The following is a 16,965-nucleotide window of genomic DNA, read 5'->3' on the forward strand; positions in this document are numbered from 1 at the left end:
AAATCACAAACCCAGTAAGTCAAAAAAGAAATCCCGAAAGATCAGAATTTCCTTTTTTATAAACAATTATAGAGTTGTTTTCTTTAATCTCAGAATCAGTGCACCTAGCATCATGACGATAAAATATACAATTAGAAATGCAACGACAGCCATTCCGTGGGCAAACCATGCAGCGATGATCATAAAGATGCATCCCAAAAGAGATAGACATGGCATCAGGAACCGATTGAAAAATGTTAGCTCTTTTTCCTTTTTCATAAACATAATAAAGATTGGGATATAAATAGCGTAAATCGTTACGATTGGTAGTTCTGAGGAATCAAAGCTAAAGAATCCAAACCAGCTTGTGGTTAAATTGGCTCCATAGAAATAAAGAAGCCAGATACTACAGAGAAACAATCCCAGTATAGCAGAGTTTACAGGCATATTTGTAGTAGAATCAACCTGACTGAAAACCTTTGGATTTGGTCCAAGACCTCTTGCCGCGATGGAATAAATTCCTCTGGTACAGCCTAACATCAGACCATTTAAAGTACCAAGGCATGAGATGATAACAAATACAAAAAGCAGTGTACCACCTGCAGAGGAAAAGATGGTCTGGAATGCAAGTTTAGCACCTGTTTCTCCACCTGCCATCATTACTTCATTTTTAATGGTTCCGGCCAAGCCGATATAATAAAGAATATAAACGGACATAGTAATAAAGGTTCCTGCGATGAGTGCCAAAGGAAGATTCTTCTTCGCATCTTTTAATTCCGCATTGATACAAGTAGCGATGATCCAGCCTTCATAAGCAAAGCTGGCTGCAACAATAGCAGTAAACAAACCGCCAGACGTTCCTTGAGAAACATAATGAGTGAAGTTATATGCGGTCATACCACTTCTCACGCCCATAAAGGTTCCTACCACTGCCATTAAAAAAAGAGGCACCAGTTTAATGACCGTTGTGCTTACCTGGAATTTACCGGCAAGGACAGGAGATAAGGCATTAAGCGTAAAGCTGGCTACCAAGTATAGGCATGCAATTGTCATACATTCTCCGCCAGTTATGGAAAAACCTAAGATGACGCAGGTATACCGTGCAGAGACCCATGCTAGCACTGAGGTAATGGTTGGGTAATATATGATTGCCATAAACCAGCCTACGTAAAAAGCATATTTTTTCCCCATTGTAGCTTCTGCGTAATCCACGACACCATTGACGTACTGGTATCTGGTAGCCATAACAGAGAATGTATAAGCACAGGAAATCATAATGATACCGCCGATCACCCAGGCAAAAATCCCCTTCTTTAGATCTCCTCCAGTCGCTGTAAGGATCTTTTCTGCCTTAAAAAAAACACCGCTTCCGATAACGATGCCAACAACCATGGCAATGGCTGTGATAAGACCGAATTTTTTTTCTAATTTTGGTTCCATCGTTTGACCATTCCTATTCTTCAATAGAATTCCTTTGTCTTTATTTTTTCACCATACATAAATAATTTACCCGAAATCTAAAATTATAAGATTTGGACCCCAATTATTGCTGACGAAACTGTAATTATTTTATCATAAGATCAGATAAAATTCACCAAAAATTTCACTTTAACGGAATAAAAATGCACAGTCAGCCGATAAGGCCATTCTGTGCATTTTTATATTTTTGATACTACGAACTAGTTTCCTCAATTTTCCATAAGTGTCGGTCAAATCGAAACGGAAGACAGGATAAGGCACCTGTTATACCAATGACAAAAAAGAAGAGGGCAGCACCAGAGCCTTTCCCTGATCCGAAGATACTTAAAAGAAAACTTCCAGCTACTTGTTTGGCCATAAGAGGTTCAAAGACCTTATCAATTAGTATGCCTCCGATCAAATAGCCTAATGGAATGGTAAAAAACTGTAGTGTATTCCGAGCGGAATAAACTCGCCCCTGCATGGTTACTGGTATTTTGGAGCGCAGTAAGACATCCATATTGGCTCCCATAACAGGAATCAAAATCCAGCCAAGAACAGAACCAAGGCACCAAACGGGAGTAGTCTTTCCAAAAGCAAGGATGAAATTCTCTGTGCTCATGGAAAAGAGCAGACAGTTTAAGATAACCCTGATCCGGCTTTTGGGTGCAGGGAGAAGGGTAACCAATATGCTTCCTGCCAAGGTAGCAAGGCCAGCCGCCATATTAACCATGCCAAGTTCTAGTTTTCCACCTCCAGCTCTTGAAAGTAACATTGGAGCAAGAGCGGCATTGTACATAGAGGCAGTAAAGTTTATGACTGCCAGAAACAAAATAAGGTCAAGAATTCCACGTTCCTTTTTTAGATACGTTAACCCGGCATTTACGGATTGCAGCATTGTCTCCCTGTGGTAATCACGATCTGATTTTACCTGTGGGATCTTTACAAAGAACAGTAAAACAGTAAACGCGCTAAAAAAAGTAATTAAGTCAAATACAATCACCCATTGTAAGCCTGCAAAAGAAAGCAGAGCCGTAGATAGAACCGGTGCCACAACTGTAACCAAGGAGTTGGATAAAGAGCGAAGACCGCTGACTCTCTGGTAATGCTTTTTCGGTGTCAAAAGACTGACGGCTACATCGGCGGCGGGCTGTTGCAAGGTGTTCATGAGCCCGTTTAAAGTGTTGATGATATACAAATGCCAGATTTCAAGCTTTCCTGTGGATAAAAGGATAAGCACAAAAATTGTACAAAGGGCAGCAAAGCTGTCACTTGCCAGCATTATGATCTTTTTGTTATGACGGTCAATAAAAGAACCTGCAAATATACTAAATAGTACATAGGGACCATAAGAACAGATGGTCAGTAATGCCGTAGTAAGGGCTGATCCCTTTTGTTCATATGCCCAGATCACCAAAGCAAGGCTTGTCATTGAGCTGCCCAGTGATGAGAAGGACTGTGTCCCCCATAAAATAAGAAACGTCTGAAGTTCCTTTATATTCTCTCTAAAATTTCTAAACATGACTTTGCTCCTTTTACTTTTATATTAGTTAAAAGAGTGCAAAGCCTGTAGGACGAATGATCTTACTCCGTGTAGTTTCGTCCTTTTCAGACCTTACACGGAGCAGTGCCAATGCATAATTTCATGATTTTCTTCCTTTGGTTTAAAATTTATTTTTATATCATTTAGTATAACTCCTAGCTTCTGAAAGAGTCAAGAAAATTGATTCATAGTTATTAGGAGTTTTGGTAAACATAAAAATACCAGCCTTCCAAGAGCGTGGAGTGCTGGTATTTTATATTATTATAGTCCATGCACATTCATTATGAAGAAAATGTCATGGAGCAGCTAGCTTCTAATCCGTTCTGGTTCAAGTAATCGGTGCCCCAAGTATAGATTGCCTCTAGAATCGGACGAATGCTGATTCCTAAATCAGAAAGGCAATAATCCACCCGTGGTGGTACCACTGGAAACACAGTGCGATTAATTAAATGATTCTCCTCCAGCTCCCTTAGCTGCTGAGTAAGCATCTTTGGAGTTGCTTGAGGAATGAGTTTTCTAAGTTCCCCAAAACGCAGAGTTTTATCTGTTAAATGCCATAAAATAAGAGCTTTATATTTTCCACCAATCATATTAAGCGTAGTATCTACCGGGCAATGGTAAGCGTTACAGTTGCAGTCCATAAGCGGAAACCTCCTTCTTAGTATCCTTTTGGGTACTATGTTACAATAAAGTACATACTTGCAAAAATCATAATAACTGTCATAATAATATCATAAGCTATAAAAAACTTCAAGGCAGTTCTTAAAATATAAAGGTGAGGTGAAAGAGAATGGCTAGTGAAATGTTAAATATACGAGGCATGACATGTGCTGCCTGCGCACAGAGAATTGAAAAGACTGTGCGAAAACTTTCCGGTGTGAATCTGGCCAATGTGAATCTGGCCAGTGAAAAGCTGTTTGTGGAATACGACAGCGATCAAGTGGAACTTTCTGCTGTGAAGGCAGCAGTTACTAAAATCGGATACGAAGTTGCAGAGAAATCCGAAAATGCCAAGGTTACAATTCCAATTGGTGGCATGACCTGTGCCGCTTGTGCAAGAAGAGTGGAAAAAGCCATTGGAAAGCTGGAAGGCATCGAAGAGACTTCTGTAAACTTTGCAACAGAAAAGGCAACCGTAACATACGATCCTCAGACCGTAAGATTATCTGTGATCCGTGGGGCCATTGAAAAGGCTGGTTATGAGGCCTTGGAAGTGGATAAAGCGGATGCGGTAGATGAAGATCGCGCCAGAAAGCAGAAAGAGATTAAGACACTCTGGACTAAGTTCATTGTATCTGCTATTTTCTCCATTCCCCTGTTCTACATTGCTATGGCTCCAATGATAACCTTTGTCCGTCTGCCATTTCCGGCAGGGATTGAGCCAATGCGGTATCCACTGATTTATGCGCTATTAGAACTATTTTTAGTCATTCCTGTATTAGCAGTCGGTTACCGATTCTATACCGTTGGATTTAAGGCTTTGATTCAAAGAAGCCCTAACATGGATTCTCTTATTGCAATTGGAACTTCAGCAGCCGTAATATACAGTGTTTATAACACGTTCCAGATTGCTTCCGGTCATTTTATGGCAGTGGATGCGCTCTATTATGAATCCGCTGGAGTTATTATCACCCTAATCCTACTGGGAAAATCCCTGGAAGCCGTTTCGAAGGGACGTACCAGTGAAGCCATTAAAAAGTTAATGGGTCTGACCCCTAAGACTGCTATCATCTTTGTGGATGGAGTGGAAAAAGAAATTCCCATTGACGAAGTGGAGCTGGGGGATGTTATTATAGTAAAGCCGGGAGAAAAAATTCCCGTAGATGGTACCGTCATCAGTGGTAATACTTCCATTGATGAATCCATGCTTACCGGAGAAAGTATGCCGGTAGATAAAAAAGAAGGGGATCCTGTTTATGCAGCTTCTATTAATACCACAGGTGCATTCCGCTTTAAAGCAGAAAAGATAGGCAGCGAAACAGCGCTGGCTCAGATCATAAAACTTGTTGAAGACGCCCAGGGCTCAAAGGCGCCCATCGCACAGATGGCGGATATTGTATCTGGATATTTTGTTCCAGTGGTTTGTGCCATTGCGCTTGTGTCTGGTGTTGCCTGGTATTTCGGTACGGGAGGCGATTTAAAATTCGCCCTTACCATCTTTATATCCGTCTTGGTTATCGCATGTCCTTGTGCACTTGGCCTTGCAACACCAACAGCTATTATGGTTGGAACTGGTAAAGGCGCTGAGAATGGGATTTTAATTAAGGGTGGAGAAGCTCTTGAGACCGCTCATAAGATAACCACCATTGTATTTGATAAAACAGGTACCATTACGGAAGGAAAACCAACTGTAACTGATGTTCTGACCATAGAAGGAATCTCAAAAGATATGTTGTTACAGCTTACTGCTTCTGCAGAAAAGAATTCAGAACACCCTCTTGGCCAGGCGATTGTGCTGGGAGCAAAGGCTGCAGGACTTGAGCTATTTGCTACAGAGCAGTTCGAGGCGTTAACAGGTCGTGGAATTCAGGCCAATATCAAAGGAGAAGATATTCTTGCAGGAAACCGGAAGCTGATGGATGAAAGTGGAATATCCTTGGCTGGAATGGAAGAAGTTTCTGACCGTCTGGCAGAGGAAGGAAAGACTCCTATGTATGTGGCAATCAATGGAACCTTAGCTGGAATCGTTGCAGTAGCCGATGTGGTGAAGGAATCCAGCCGTGCCGCTATAGAAAGCCTTCATAAGATGGGAATGGAAGTGGCAATGATCACAGGTGACAATGCAAAAACAGCCGCCGCCATTGCAAAGCAGGTAGGAATTGACCGAGTGCTTTCTGAAGTTCTTCCAAAAGATAAGTCAAATGAAGTGAAAAAGCTTCAAAGTGAGGGCAAAAAGGTTGCCATGGTAGGAGATGGAATTAACGATGCACCAGCTCTTGCTCAGGCTGATATAGGAATTGCCATTGGTTCTGGTACTGATGTGGCAATGGAATCCGCTGATATTGTACTCATGCGTTCAGATTTAATGGATGTACCAACTGCCATTCATTTAAGTAAGCAAACCATTCGTAACATCAAGCAGAATCTATTCTGGGCCTTTGGTTACAATGTAATCGGAATCCCAATTGCAGCAGGACTTCTTCATCTTCTCTTTAATGGCCCGCTGTTAAATCCAATTTTCGCAGCAGCAGCCATGAGCTTAAGCTCTGTTTCCGTATTGACAAACGCATTGAGGCTTAAGAGATTTAAGCCTGTTACAGGAAAGAGGTGAACCATCTATGAATAAGAATAAAAAACTGATTGCATCTGCAATAGCTGCATTGGTCATAGTTGCAGCCATCACAGTGGGTGTTGTAAAGACGGCGGAAGGGAATCTAGATGTAATCGGAAAAGGGTCCCAGAAAACGTTTGAAGCTGTTTTAAATGTTCTTCCGGATGCGGGTAAGGCCGATGAAGCAAATGCAGGCTGGTCCTTAGAGTCTCCAGATGGCGAAGTTCGCTTAATCTGGAGTGGAGATTACAACAAAAGCCCAGTGTATGATGTTATGCTGGAATTCGATGCAAAACCCTTTCTAGATGCAGGGCTTGATGAGAGTAGGCTTTCCGATCAATACAAAAGAAATGATGGATCAATTATCATAGGCAGCAAGCTTCGTAAGGAGGCACCGTCTGTAAAAGAAGGGCCAAATGCCTTATCTGCCTATCAGCAGATCGAAACATATAATCCTGACACAATCAATTATCATTCAGCGATGGACCATTACGGCTTAAAGCTTGGAGATGGAAATATGTTTGAATGGGCAAAGAATATGGAAACCAATACAGTAACAAAGAAAGATCAGGATAAGGACATTGTATTTGTCTTGAATCCAGAGCCGCTAATAGCAGCAGGCGTTGATCCCGAAAAGGTGGAAGGCTGGGTATATACAACCGTTCCAGTTATGGATCACGGTAAAAATGTTGAGGTTTACAAATTTTTAAAGCCCTTTAATATAAAATAATAGAAAAAAGATGGAGGTAATACAAATGGCTACAACAATTTTAAAAGTAGAAGGTATGTCTTGTCAGCACTGTGTGAAAGCAGTGACTGGTGCAGTAGGGGAATTAGAAGGTGTGTCTAGCGTATCCGTAGATTTGGAAGCAAAAACAGTAACCGTGGATCACGATCCAGAGAAAGCTCCAATTGAAAAAATTAAATTTGAAATAGATGATCAGGGCTACGATGTAGTGGAATAAAAAGGTCGGGAATCGCTTTAGGGCGATTCCCGCTTTTCCAGTTTATTTTGGATGTGGAAGAGGTGTTTGGATGAGCAAGAACATAAAAAACATACTGGTTGTGGATGATGAACCAAAGATACTAGAGGTTGTCTGCGTTCTCTTAAAGAGCAAAGGATTCTGTCCGATTCCTGCGGAAAACGGAAAGAAAGCGCTTGAGATATTTGATGCGGAAAATATCTCTTTGGTGCTTCTTGATCTCATGCTTCCAGATCTTTCCGGGGAAGAGGTATGCAGTGCCATACGCAAGAAGTCCCGGGTTCCTATTATTATGCTTACTGCAAAGGTGGAGGAAATTGACTTGGTAGAAGGGTTTTCCCTTGGGGCGGATGATTATATAACAAAGCCCTTTGGATTAAAGGAACTTTATGCTAGAGTCGAAGCTGTACTTCGCAGAACGGAGCATGATTTGATCCCTTTAACCAGACATAACTCCTGGCGAGATGGAGATCTGATCGTGGATTTTGAAAAAAATGAGGTCAAGAAAAATGGAACATCGGTAACACTTACTCCAAGTGAGCGCAATATCCTATCTGTTCTTATAAAATATCCTGGAAAGGTATTTACAAGAGAAGAGCTGATTGAGACAGCCATGGACAAGGGATTTACCGGATATGACAGAGCCATTGACAGCCATATTAAGAACATAAGAAAGAAAATTGAAGACGATCCCAGATGCCCTGTTTATGTCCTAACCATTCCAGGGCTAGGATATAAGTTTGGAGGGTGAAACCATTGAAGAGCTTAAGAAAACAGCTTTCCCTGTCCATATTTCTCATTTTATTTCTCACAGTCTTTCTTACTGGAATTCTATCAAACTGGCTCATAAACCGAGAATTTGAAAAGTATATTATCCAGCTTGGAGAAGAAAGACGAGAGAATATTGTAGAGGAACTAAGCAAACAATATGATGGATTAAAACGTGACTGGAAGAAAGATTATGTCCATGCCATTGGCATGAATGCACTCTATGACGGCTACATTATCAAACTGTATGATGCAGGAAATCATGTGGTGTGGGATGCAGAAAATCACGATATGAGTCTTTGTGGTCAGATTATGGATGAGATATCTCTGCGAATGGAGGAACGAGGTTCCAAAGGTGGTTTCGTTGATAATGTTTATGAGCTGAACCAGAATGGTAAAAGGACAGGAAGTCTTTCCATCAAATATTATGGTCCCTTTTTCATGAATGAAGCGGATTTTGATTTTATCAATGTCATGAATCAGGTGCTTATATTTATTGGAGTCTTATCTGGAATCTGCTCAGTGATTGCAGGTTGCCTTCTTGCCCGCCGTATCTCACGGCCAGTCACGAAAACAGCTTACATTGCAAAACAGATTTCAGAGGGGAATTATAACATTCGGTTTGAGCCTGGAACTAGAATTAAAGAGCTTGATGATCTGGCAGAAGCCATTAATCAGCTATCAGACGGCCTTGGAAAACAAGAGAACCTTAGAAAGAGATTGACTGCCGATGTGGCTCATGAATTACGGACTCCTCTTACGTCTCTAAGTTCTCATCTGGAGGCAATGATGGAAGGGTTATGGGAGCCGACTCAGGAACGCCTTGGTAGTTGCTTTGAAGAGGTGAAGCGGTTGGGGACGCTGGTTGCAGATCTAGAACAGCTTGCCAGAATGGAAAGTGAAAACCTGGTGTTAAGAAAATCAAAGGAAGATCTATTAAACCTGGTTAAGATTGTTTCTGAAACGATGAATGGGGAGTTGTTAAAAAGAAACTTATCCTTTTCTCTGGAAGGTACGCCAATATCGGTTGAAATCGATAAGGACCGGATCAGCCAGGTGATTGCAAACCTACTTTCTAATGCGATGAAATATACGCCGGAAGGTGGCAGCATAAAAGTGGTGGTTACGGAAACACCCAAAGACGGCGTCATAAAGGTAATTGATAATGGGATTGGAATCCCGGAACGAGAACTTCCCCTCATCTTTGAACGGTTTTATCGTTCCGATAAGTCAAGAGACAGAAAGACGGGAGGTGCAGGGATCGGACTTGCCATTGTAAAATCCATTGTCACAGCTCACGGTGGAAGGGTAGTGGCCGAAAGCACCGTAGAACAGGGAAGTTGCTTTACCGTAAGCATTCCCAAAGACTCTAAATAAGGCGAGATCAAAATAAAGAGACAGGAAAAACCCTGTCTCTTTTTCTGTGCAGCCAATGGACGTAATTTTACCTGATTCATCGTAAACGAAGTGAATCTACAATGGGCATAAAAGCTAGTTTTGTGGTCTGAGACAGTGTCCGAATCTCTAATTCACTAATGGCTATGGTCATTATGAAAAAATCATTACAGGCAATTATCAATATAAAAGATGGAAAAAATAGAGATTCTCTCAGAAAAAATAAAAAATATCACTTTTTTCTATCTTAAGAGTCAGATTTAAATGGTATGCTTTCAAAAATATGAAATGATACAATAAATATAACAGAGTAAGGCTGAGCAAAAATAAAGGAGATAAAGGGAATGAAAGAGTCCGTATCAGGGAAAGCATCAAAACGCACGTTGCAAAGCCGCAGGTTGTTTTACTGCATTTTACCCTTCATCATACTGAGCTTTCTATTTTCCTATTTTCCGCTGCATGGGTGGATTTACGCCTTTTATGATTATAAACCTCCACTTAAATTGTCCCAGTGTGATTTTGTAGGCTGGAAATGGTTTGAGACACTCTTTGCAAATAAAACTCAGGTTGCACAGATCTTTCAGGTAATGAAGAACACACTTGCTATGAGCTTACTGGGAATGCTTACTTCTGTATTTCCAATTGGGTTTGCTATATTTCTCAATGAGATAAAATGCAAATGGTTTAAGAGTCTGGTGCAGACATTGACCGCACTTCCCAATTTTATAAGTTGGGTATTGGTCTATTCTGTGGCATTTAGCTTATTTACAGATGGCGGACTGGTAAATACGTTGCTTCAAAATATGGGACTAATCACAACCCCAATTAAGTTTCTAGACAGTGATGCTCATATCTATTCTTGGATGACCTTATGGAATGTATGGAAAGGTCTTGGCTGGGGGGCAATTCTTTATCTGGCGGCGATTGCTGGAATTGATTCAGAACTTTATGAGGCAGCACGGGTCGACGGTGCGAATCGGTTCTGTTTGATGAAGGAAATCACCCTTCCATCCTTAATGCCTACCTTCTTCGTACTGCTGATGATGTCAGTTGCTAACTTTTTAAATAATGGAATGGATCAGTATTTTGTATTCCAGAACTCTTTTAATAAAGAGCACATACAAGTATTGGATTTATACGTGTATAATGTAGGAATGACAGGAAGCAGTTTGTCTCTTGCTACTGCGATCAGTATGTTAAAAAGCATCATCAGTTTAATATTACTGACCATAGTAAATATCTTATCTAAAAAAACACGTGGGGAATCGATTATCTAGGGGGTGGTAGGTTTCGTGAAAACTAGAAAAATGAGACATAAAAGATTAAAATGCAATGACGTGGCGTTTAACCTTATCAATCATTTTGTATTCATCATCATTACGCTCATCTGTTTTTATCCATTTTACTATATGATAATCAATACCGTTAGTGCCAATGATTTAAGTGCCAATGGATCCATCCGTTTTTTACCGAAGTCCATTCATTTTGATAATTATACCCAAGTATTAGCTATAAATGGCCTGATGAGGGCGGCATTGATATCGATTGGAAGAACTGTTATTGGTACCGCTTGCACGGTATTGGCTTCAGCATTTTTGGGATATGTATTTACACAGGAAAAAATGTGGCATAGGAGATTTTGGTATCGGTTTTTCATTATCACCATGTATTTTAATGCGGGATTAATTCCGATGTTCATTACTATGAAAACACTGCATTTGACCAATACTTTCTGGGTGTATATCATACCGGTTATTATACAGCCGTTTAATATCATTCTCGTTAAGACATACATTGAATCCATGCCAAGGTCCTTGCAGGAAGCAGCAGAGATAGATGGAGCAGGAATTTTTACTGTATTTGGAAAAATCATTCTTCCCACAGCAAAACCGATTCTTGCTACCGTGGCGATCTTTTCGGCAGTGGGGCAGTGGAATTCGTTCCAGGATACACTGATTTATGTTACGGAACAGAAGTTATATTCATTACAGTATTTATTATACACTTATATCAATCAAGCCAGTTCTCTGGCAGCAATGGTTCGTAACAATGGAGTATCTGCCGTGAGTGCGGTAGCACTCGCATCTCAGCAGACACCAACTTCTATCCGCATGACGGTGTCCGTAATCGTAGTGCTTCCAATTTTGTTTGTGTATCCAATGTTTCAACAGTTTTTTGTAAAAGGAATTATGATCGGATCAGTGAAAGGGTAAGGAGGAGAGAGATGAAAAAAAAAGCGTTAAGTTTACTACTCTGTATTGTTATGACAGCTTCAACCGTATTAATTGGTTGCAGCAATGAAAAGACCAGTGCGTCTGCTGGTGGCAATGGAAAAGATGATGAATTTATTACCGTAGATGTATTTGATACATTGGCAAATTATCAGGGAATTCAGTCTGGCTGGTTTGGAAAGATAGTAAAAGATAAATTTAATATGGAATTAAACATTATAGCTCCAAATGTCGCGGGAGGCGGTGATACTTTATTTCAGACCCGTTCCGCAGCAGGGAACCTGGGGGATCTTATCATATCAAAAACAGAGAGCGGACGATTTGAAAATATGGTGAAAGCTGGACTTTTAATGGATATGACGGATCTTTTAAAAGATAAAGCTGTCTTGAAAGATTATAAAGATGCAATAGAGAACATGAATACAAATTTGAAACCAGTAGGAATCTATGGAATCCCAAGTGAGATATCCAATCGCTCCCCCAATGTATCTACGGAAGGTGTGGATCCACTGGTGGCTCCCTATGTGAGATGGGATGCTTATAAGGCCGCAGGATATCCGGCAATGGAATCTTTGGAGGACTGGATCCCGGTTATGAAGCAAATGCAGGAGAATACACCAAAAAGCGATTCTGGTAAAAAGACTTATGCCATCTCATTGTTCAAAGATTGGGATGACAGTATGATGGTGGGAGCAAAAAATTACGCATCTTTATATGGTTATAATGAAATTGGATTTGTGTTAGCCAAGGCAGATGGAAGTGATAATCAGGAAATCACCTCAAGTGACGGTTATTATGTTGGTGCGCTGGAATTTTTGTTTCATGCAAATCAAGAGGGACTAATCGATCCAGAATCGACCACGCAAAATTATGATATATTATCGGATAAGTATCGTGATGGTCAGATTTTGACTTCTCTCTGGTCCTTCCAGGGACCATCTTATTATAATACAGTGGAACACAAGAATGCTTTAAAAGGGTTTATGCCAGCATATATCAAAGGAATTTCACCTTACTCTTTTGGATGTTATACGAAAGGCAATGGAAAGACCATTATTGCCATTGGCAGCCAGACAAAGTATGCGAAAAGACTGGCAGAATTTATTGATTGGATTTATTCACCGGAAGGAATGGAAATTGTAGGTCAGGCCAACGGGGCAGCAGGAATGGAAGGATTAACATGGGAGATAAAAGACGGGAAGGCAGTGTTTACGGAATTTGGTGAGAAAGCACTCCCTAATAATAATGTACCAGTTCCGGAAGAATGGGGCGGTGGTTCATGGAAGGATGGAGTACCTGCGCTTAACTTTAAAACGCTGTCAATTGTTGATATCGATCCGAGGATTAATGAGCCGTACCTAACTACTATGTGGTCTTCGGAATTAGCAAAGCGAACAACGCCCCTAGATCTTGACTGGCAGGAGAAAAATGGTGGTGCAAAGACAACCATTGAATTTCTAGAAAGCAAAAATGCACTGTCAGTTGCAGCAGGAACCTCTTATTTACAACCAGAAGAAAGTTCTGATATTACAACACTTCGGGGGCAATGTAAGTCAGTGATTGTGGATGATTCATGGAAGATGATATTTGCCAAGGATGAAACGGAATTTAAGAGTATTTTAAAACACATGCAGGATACGGTCAAAGGTCTTGGATATGAAAAGGTACTGGAAGTGGATATGAAAAATGCAAACGATCAGGCAGATTCCAGAATTAAAGCTGTGGAAGAGTACAACAATAAAGCAAAGTAGAGTTTCAATCATTGACAATGAAGAAGTGGTGATTGACAAGAAATAGTTGTTATAAAATGGACACCGAGAGGGCCGGCTTCTCGATGTCCATTGTTCACTCCTTTATTGATAAAACCTGCGGTATTCCGCAGGACTCATACCAACGTATTTCTTAAATTTCTTATGGAAGTAATTAACGTCTGTATAACCGACTAGCAGAGCAATTTCATATACCTTATTTTCATCGTTTAAAAGTGACTTCTTGGAGTTTTCAATCCGGACTTCATCAATGTAAGAATTAAAGCTCTTCCCAGTAGCTTTATGAAACACCTTTCCAAGATACGAACTGTTATATCCAAAAAGGTCTGCAATGGTTCCCAGCTTTAAATTCTCCTGATAGTTGTACTGAATATAATGGAGGATGCCATCCATGACGTTTTCGCGGGTAGGTGACCCAATGGCGTTCATGCACATCTCAAATTGAAGTGTAAAAAAATCCAGTATTTCATATAGGTAATATTTTTCTTCTATGGTACTGATGATAGCAGCATTGTTTGGAAATGGTATCTCTATGCCGCAATATGTATGAGTGAGGATGGATTTTACCTGGATCATGATATCTGCCAGGGTATGTTTTACGATGGGAACCTCAAGGTCCGCAAAGTAGAGGTCCTTTTTTAATTGGTCCAAGACTTCTTGGAGCATTTGATGGTTAGCGGATTGAATGTGGTTTCCAATCTGCTGAGGGTAGGTGTTTTCCATAAAAGCATTGGATTTGATTGTAGGGAAATCCTTTGGCAAATCCATATACCCCAGGACATGTTGATTAAAATGGCAGAAGAATCTGCGTTTCATCAGTAATTGTGCGTCCTCAAAGGAACTATGGATGTGCTCTGCTGAATAAACAGGTTTTCCATAGGTGAGAAACAGGGAATCCAAAGGAGAACCTTTTTGTGGTTGGCTGATATAATGTTCCACCAGCTCCTGAAACCGGTTCAGTGCAAAATCGCCTTTTAATATAATCACATTTAGATCGTTTTGTTTCAAAAATTCCAGTGAGTTGTGATTTTTGTTTGCAAGCCGCAGGATTTCCGCAAAATCCCATGTGGCCTGGAAAGAATCTTGATTGTAGTTTGCATATAAAACAACCTGATATACATAAGACTCCAGCATCATATCGTGATAGTCCAGAAACGAATCATTGGCTTTGTTGAAAAGAATATCATGTAAAATAGAATCTCTGGCTTTGTCGCGGTATTGCAACAGCTTTTTCTGCATATCCAGTTCATTTCGTATGGATTCTTTTGCTTCCAGAACGGCTTTTTCAAGTTCCTTTTCCTCAATCGGCTTTGTGAGATAGCAGGTTACTCCAAAACGGATGGCTTCCTGGGCGTAGGAAAAATCAGAGTATCCACTTAAAAGAATAAATCTTCCGCTAAACCCCTGTTCCCTTGCCCTTTTTATGACCTCTAAGCCAGATAACTTGGGCATGCGGATATCCAATAGGACAACGTCCGGCATAAGTCTGATGATCTGCTCCAATGTATCCTGCCCATTCTTGCCCTCACCACAAATATAAAATCCCAGTTCCGACCAGTTAAGCAAGTATCGGATCCCTTCCCTTACATCAATTTCATCATCGGATATAAACAGTTTCATTCTTCCATCCCCCTAATACATTCCTGTGCTGGCAAAACCATAGTTACCAGTGTCCCCCAATGCTTCTTGCTCTTTACCTGAAAACCAAAGTTCTTGCCATAATATAATTGAATTCGTTGATAAATATTATAAAGCCCGATCCTTTTTGAAGATTCCCGGTGCAGTTTATCAATGTTTTGGTACATCTTGGCAATCTCTTCCGGCGTCATACCACAGCCATTGTCAAAGATATCAATATATAATTTCTTTTCTTTTTTTATGATGTGAATAATGATCCTTCCGCCTTGTTCCATTTCTTTTAGTCCGTGAAGCACTCCATTTTCCACAATGGGCTGTAAGAGAAGAGGCATAATCTGATATTCGTTTAAATCTATCTGCGGTGATGTCTTTAAGGAATAGTTGATGCTGTCATGAAAACGCAGTTTTTGAATGGATAAATATGTATCAATATAATCCAGTTCTTTTGCCAGAGTGATAAAAGAGTTTGTGGTGTTTTCTAGCACATAGCGCATGGATTTTCCAAGTAGCTTTACTGCATTTGCCACATCTAAATTACCAGCTTTTAGTGACCGCATACGAATGGTCTCCAACGTGTTGTAGAGAAAATGGGGATTAATCTGACTGGAGAGCATCTTAAATTCCATTTGCTGCTGCTGGTTTGCCAGTTGTTGCGTCCGTATCTGGGCTTCATATACAGAGGTTTCTTTGCGCAGAATATCCTGTATCATGACATTTAAGTCTGCGAATGCCTCGGAAATTTCATCTTCTCCATGAAAGGTGTCAATGATGTTATAGTTGCCCTGGCTTGCATTGTGCATGGTCTCACGGAGTGTAATGATGCGGTGACTGAAATACCTAGAGTAGGTGTAGATGAATGCACTGGTGACGAAGAGAATCAGCATGAGAATCCCAAGATATAGACCGGTAATCTTGTTCATATAGGGGTATCCATTCTCATTTAGTGACGCTAGATAGAATAAATCATTGGAGTATGTAGTAGAAAGGGAAGAGACACAGCCGATCACTTTTTGCTCCGGCAGATTGATTTTGCCAAGATAGTATCCATCGGGACCAGAGGCATATGTTTTCAAGGATTGGTCCATGGTCTGTTTGTTACTGCAATAAAATATTTCACCCTCATTTAGCCATAGAACGGTGTTTAGAGAGCTGTTTTCAATTCGATTTTTGATATGATTGTTGCTTACGGTTAAATTTAGGATTGCGAAACTATTAATCTGAGGGAGAAATATTCTGGTGTGCAGACATAACATAAGGGAATGATTGTCAAAATTATCTGAGACATCTTCTATGGTCCAAAAAGGAGTAACGGTAGTATAAGCCTGTTCAAACCAGTCCTCTTTTTGTAGGTCAGATGTAATCTGATGAATATATTTGCTTTCCGGCATAGAATTGTTTTGAGTATAGATTGATATGCGTTGTATTGCCATGTCCTGTGATAAAAGTGTCACAAATCCCTTATAATTTTCTATTTCCCTGGTACCTTCAGTTGGGGAGGCATAAACCGTGCTTAATAGCTGAATTAATTCTTTATCGGAAGATAGTGACTCTGCTTTTATCTGTATATTTGAGGTTAAATCAAGGAGAAGAGACTTGACTCGGAGATTGTCGGAGTGGGACTGATCTTCATAATGGCGAAACAATAAGGATCGTGTATTGTATACAAGGTAATTACCAATAGACATAACAGGGATAAATATGGCAATAAAAAAAATAATGGAAAGTTGTTTCTGTACCTTGATTCTTGTTATTGCTGTAAATATTTTTTTGATCGACATGATTAATCCCCCCATTCCTCTACTTATTCTAATTATATCGACCTTACTCAAGAAATAAAAGTAATAGATGAAAAACTCACTAATTTTTCCGTGATTTATCTGGAATTATACCTGTATGCTTGGTGATGCCTCTCGCTTATAATCGTGTGTAA

The 16,965-nt window shown here is 40.3% G+C and carries 13 protein-coding genes; 8 read left to right on the top strand and 5 right to left on the bottom strand.

Annotated features, from left to right (window positions below; genetic code table 11):
- Positions 1-66 precede the first annotated feature (66 nt).
- The 3 genes from BET01_RS05035 to BET01_RS05045 all read right to left on the bottom strand — a co-directional run bounded on the left by BET01_RS05035 (position 67) and on the right by BET01_RS05045 (position 3,621).
- Positions 67-1,419 (bottom strand): APC family permease, encoded by a 1,353-nt coding sequence (locus BET01_RS05035; protein ID WP_120195676.1) that lies wholly within the window; start codon positions 1,417-1,419, stop codon positions 67-69.
- A gap of 232 nt (positions 1,420-1,651) precedes the next feature.
- Complete coding sequence (locus BET01_RS05040; RefSeq protein WP_120195677.1) at positions 1,652-2,959, bottom strand: MFS transporter; 1,308 nt, start codon at positions 2,957-2,959, stop codon at positions 1,652-1,654.
- 302 nt (positions 2,960-3,261) lie between these two features.
- Complete coding sequence (locus BET01_RS05045) at positions 3,262-3,621, bottom strand: winged helix-turn-helix transcriptional regulator (protein WP_120195678.1); 360 nt, start codon at positions 3,619-3,621, stop codon at positions 3,262-3,264.
- 149 nt (positions 3,622-3,770) lie between these two features.
- Here BET01_RS05045 and BET01_RS05050 point away from each other — a divergent pair, with 149 nt between their 5' ends.
- The 8 genes from BET01_RS05050 to BET01_RS05085 all read left to right on the top strand — a co-directional run bounded on the left by BET01_RS05050 (position 3,771) and on the right by BET01_RS05085 (position 13,379).
- Positions 3,771-6,251 carry a heavy metal translocating P-type ATPase gene (locus BET01_RS05050; RefSeq protein ID WP_120195679.1) on the top strand — a complete coding sequence of 827 codons (2,481 nt, stop codon included), beginning with the start codon at positions 3,771-3,773 and terminating at the stop codon, positions 6,249-6,251.
- A 7-nt stretch (positions 6,252-6,258) separates the two neighbouring features.
- Entirely contained in the window at positions 6,259-6,981 is a 723-nt protein-coding gene (locus tag BET01_RS05055) for a hypothetical protein (protein WP_120195680.1), read from the top strand.
- Between the two features lie 25 nt (positions 6,982-7,006).
- The gene (copZ, locus tag BET01_RS05060; RefSeq protein ID WP_120195681.1) at positions 7,007-7,216 is read left to right on the top strand and encodes a copper chaperone CopZ; all 210 of its coding nucleotides are present in this window, start codon (positions 7,007-7,009) and stop codon (positions 7,214-7,216) included.
- A 70-nt stretch (positions 7,217-7,286) separates the two neighbouring features.
- Complete coding sequence (locus tag BET01_RS05065) at positions 7,287-7,985, top strand: response regulator transcription factor (protein ID WP_120195682.1); 699 nt, start codon at positions 7,287-7,289, stop codon at positions 7,983-7,985.
- A gap of 5 nt (positions 7,986-7,990) precedes the next feature.
- The gene (locus BET01_RS05070; RefSeq protein WP_120195683.1) at positions 7,991-9,379 is read left to right on the top strand and encodes a sensor histidine kinase; all 1,389 of its coding nucleotides are present in this window, start codon (positions 7,991-7,993) and stop codon (positions 9,377-9,379) included.
- A gap of 362 nt (positions 9,380-9,741) precedes the next feature.
- The gene (locus BET01_RS05075) at positions 9,742-10,674 is read left to right on the top strand and encodes an ABC transporter permease (protein ID WP_120195684.1); all 933 of its coding nucleotides are present in this window, start codon (positions 9,742-9,744) and stop codon (positions 10,672-10,674) included.
- Between the two features lie 30 nt (positions 10,675-10,704).
- The gene (locus BET01_RS05080; protein ID WP_120195685.1) at positions 10,705-11,610 is read left to right on the top strand and encodes a carbohydrate ABC transporter permease; all 906 of its coding nucleotides are present in this window, start codon (positions 10,705-10,707) and stop codon (positions 11,608-11,610) included.
- Between the two features lie 11 nt (positions 11,611-11,621).
- Positions 11,622-13,379, top strand: coding sequence for an ABC transporter substrate-binding protein (locus BET01_RS05085; RefSeq protein ID WP_120195686.1), 1,758 nt, complete (start codon positions 11,622-11,624; stop codon positions 13,377-13,379).
- A gap of 102 nt (positions 13,380-13,481) precedes the next feature.
- Here the strand turns inward: BET01_RS05085 and BET01_RS05090 are convergent, their stop codons facing one another.
- Both BET01_RS05090 and BET01_RS05095 read right to left on the bottom strand, forming a co-directional pair.
- Entirely contained in the window at positions 13,482-15,017 is a 1,536-nt protein-coding gene (locus BET01_RS05090; RefSeq protein ID WP_120195687.1) for a response regulator, read from the bottom strand.
- A complete protein-coding gene (locus BET01_RS05095; protein ID WP_158584985.1) occupies positions 15,014-16,813 on the bottom strand; it encodes a sensor histidine kinase in 1,800 nt (599 codons plus the stop codon). The genes BET01_RS05090 and BET01_RS05095 overlap by 4 nt, the downstream gene beginning before the upstream one ends.
- Between the last annotated feature and the right edge of the window lie 152 nt (positions 16,814-16,965).

The sequence above is a fragment of the Lacrimispora algidixylanolytica genome (genome assembly GCF_003609635.1).
Taxonomy (GTDB): domain Bacteria; phylum Bacillota; class Clostridia; order Lachnospirales; family Lachnospiraceae; genus Lacrimispora; species Lacrimispora algidixylanolytica.

Coding starts and splice junctions, on each gene's coding strand:
- BET01_RS05090 (WP_120195687.1), bottom strand. CDS start 15,017: ATGAAACTGTTTATATCCGATGATGAAATTGATGTAAGGGAAGGGATC.
- BET01_RS05080 (WP_120195685.1), top strand. CDS start 10,705: ATGAGACATAAAAGATTAAAATGCAATGACGTGGCGTTTAACCTTATC.
- BET01_RS05065 (WP_120195682.1), top strand. CDS start 7,287: ATGAGCAAGAACATAAAAAACATACTGGTTGTGGATGATGAACCAAAG.
- BET01_RS05035 (WP_120195676.1), bottom strand. CDS start 1,419: ATGGAACCAAAATTAGAAAAAAAATTCGGTCTTATCACAGCCATTGCC.
- BET01_RS05095 (WP_158584985.1), bottom strand. CDS start 16,813: ATGTCGATCAAAAAAATATTTACAGCAATAACAAGAATCAAGGTACAG.
- BET01_RS05045 (WP_120195678.1), bottom strand. CDS start 3,621: ATGGACTGCAACTGTAACGCTTACCATTGCCCGGTAGATACTACGCTT.
- BET01_RS05055 (WP_120195680.1), top strand. CDS start 6,259: ATGAATAAGAATAAAAAACTGATTGCATCTGCAATAGCTGCATTGGTC.
- BET01_RS05075 (WP_120195684.1), top strand. CDS start 9,742: ATGAAAGAGTCCGTATCAGGGAAAGCATCAAAACGCACGTTGCAAAGC.
- BET01_RS05040 (WP_120195677.1), bottom strand. CDS start 2,959: ATGTTTAGAAATTTTAGAGAGAATATAAAGGAACTTCAGACGTTTCTT.
- copZ (WP_120195681.1), top strand. CDS start 7,007: ATGGCTACAACAATTTTAAAAGTAGAAGGTATGTCTTGTCAGCACTGT.
- BET01_RS05050 (WP_120195679.1), top strand. CDS start 3,771: ATGGCTAGTGAAATGTTAAATATACGAGGCATGACATGTGCTGCCTGC.
- BET01_RS05085 (WP_120195686.1), top strand. CDS start 11,622: ATGAAAAAAAAAGCGTTAAGTTTACTACTCTGTATTGTTATGACAGCT.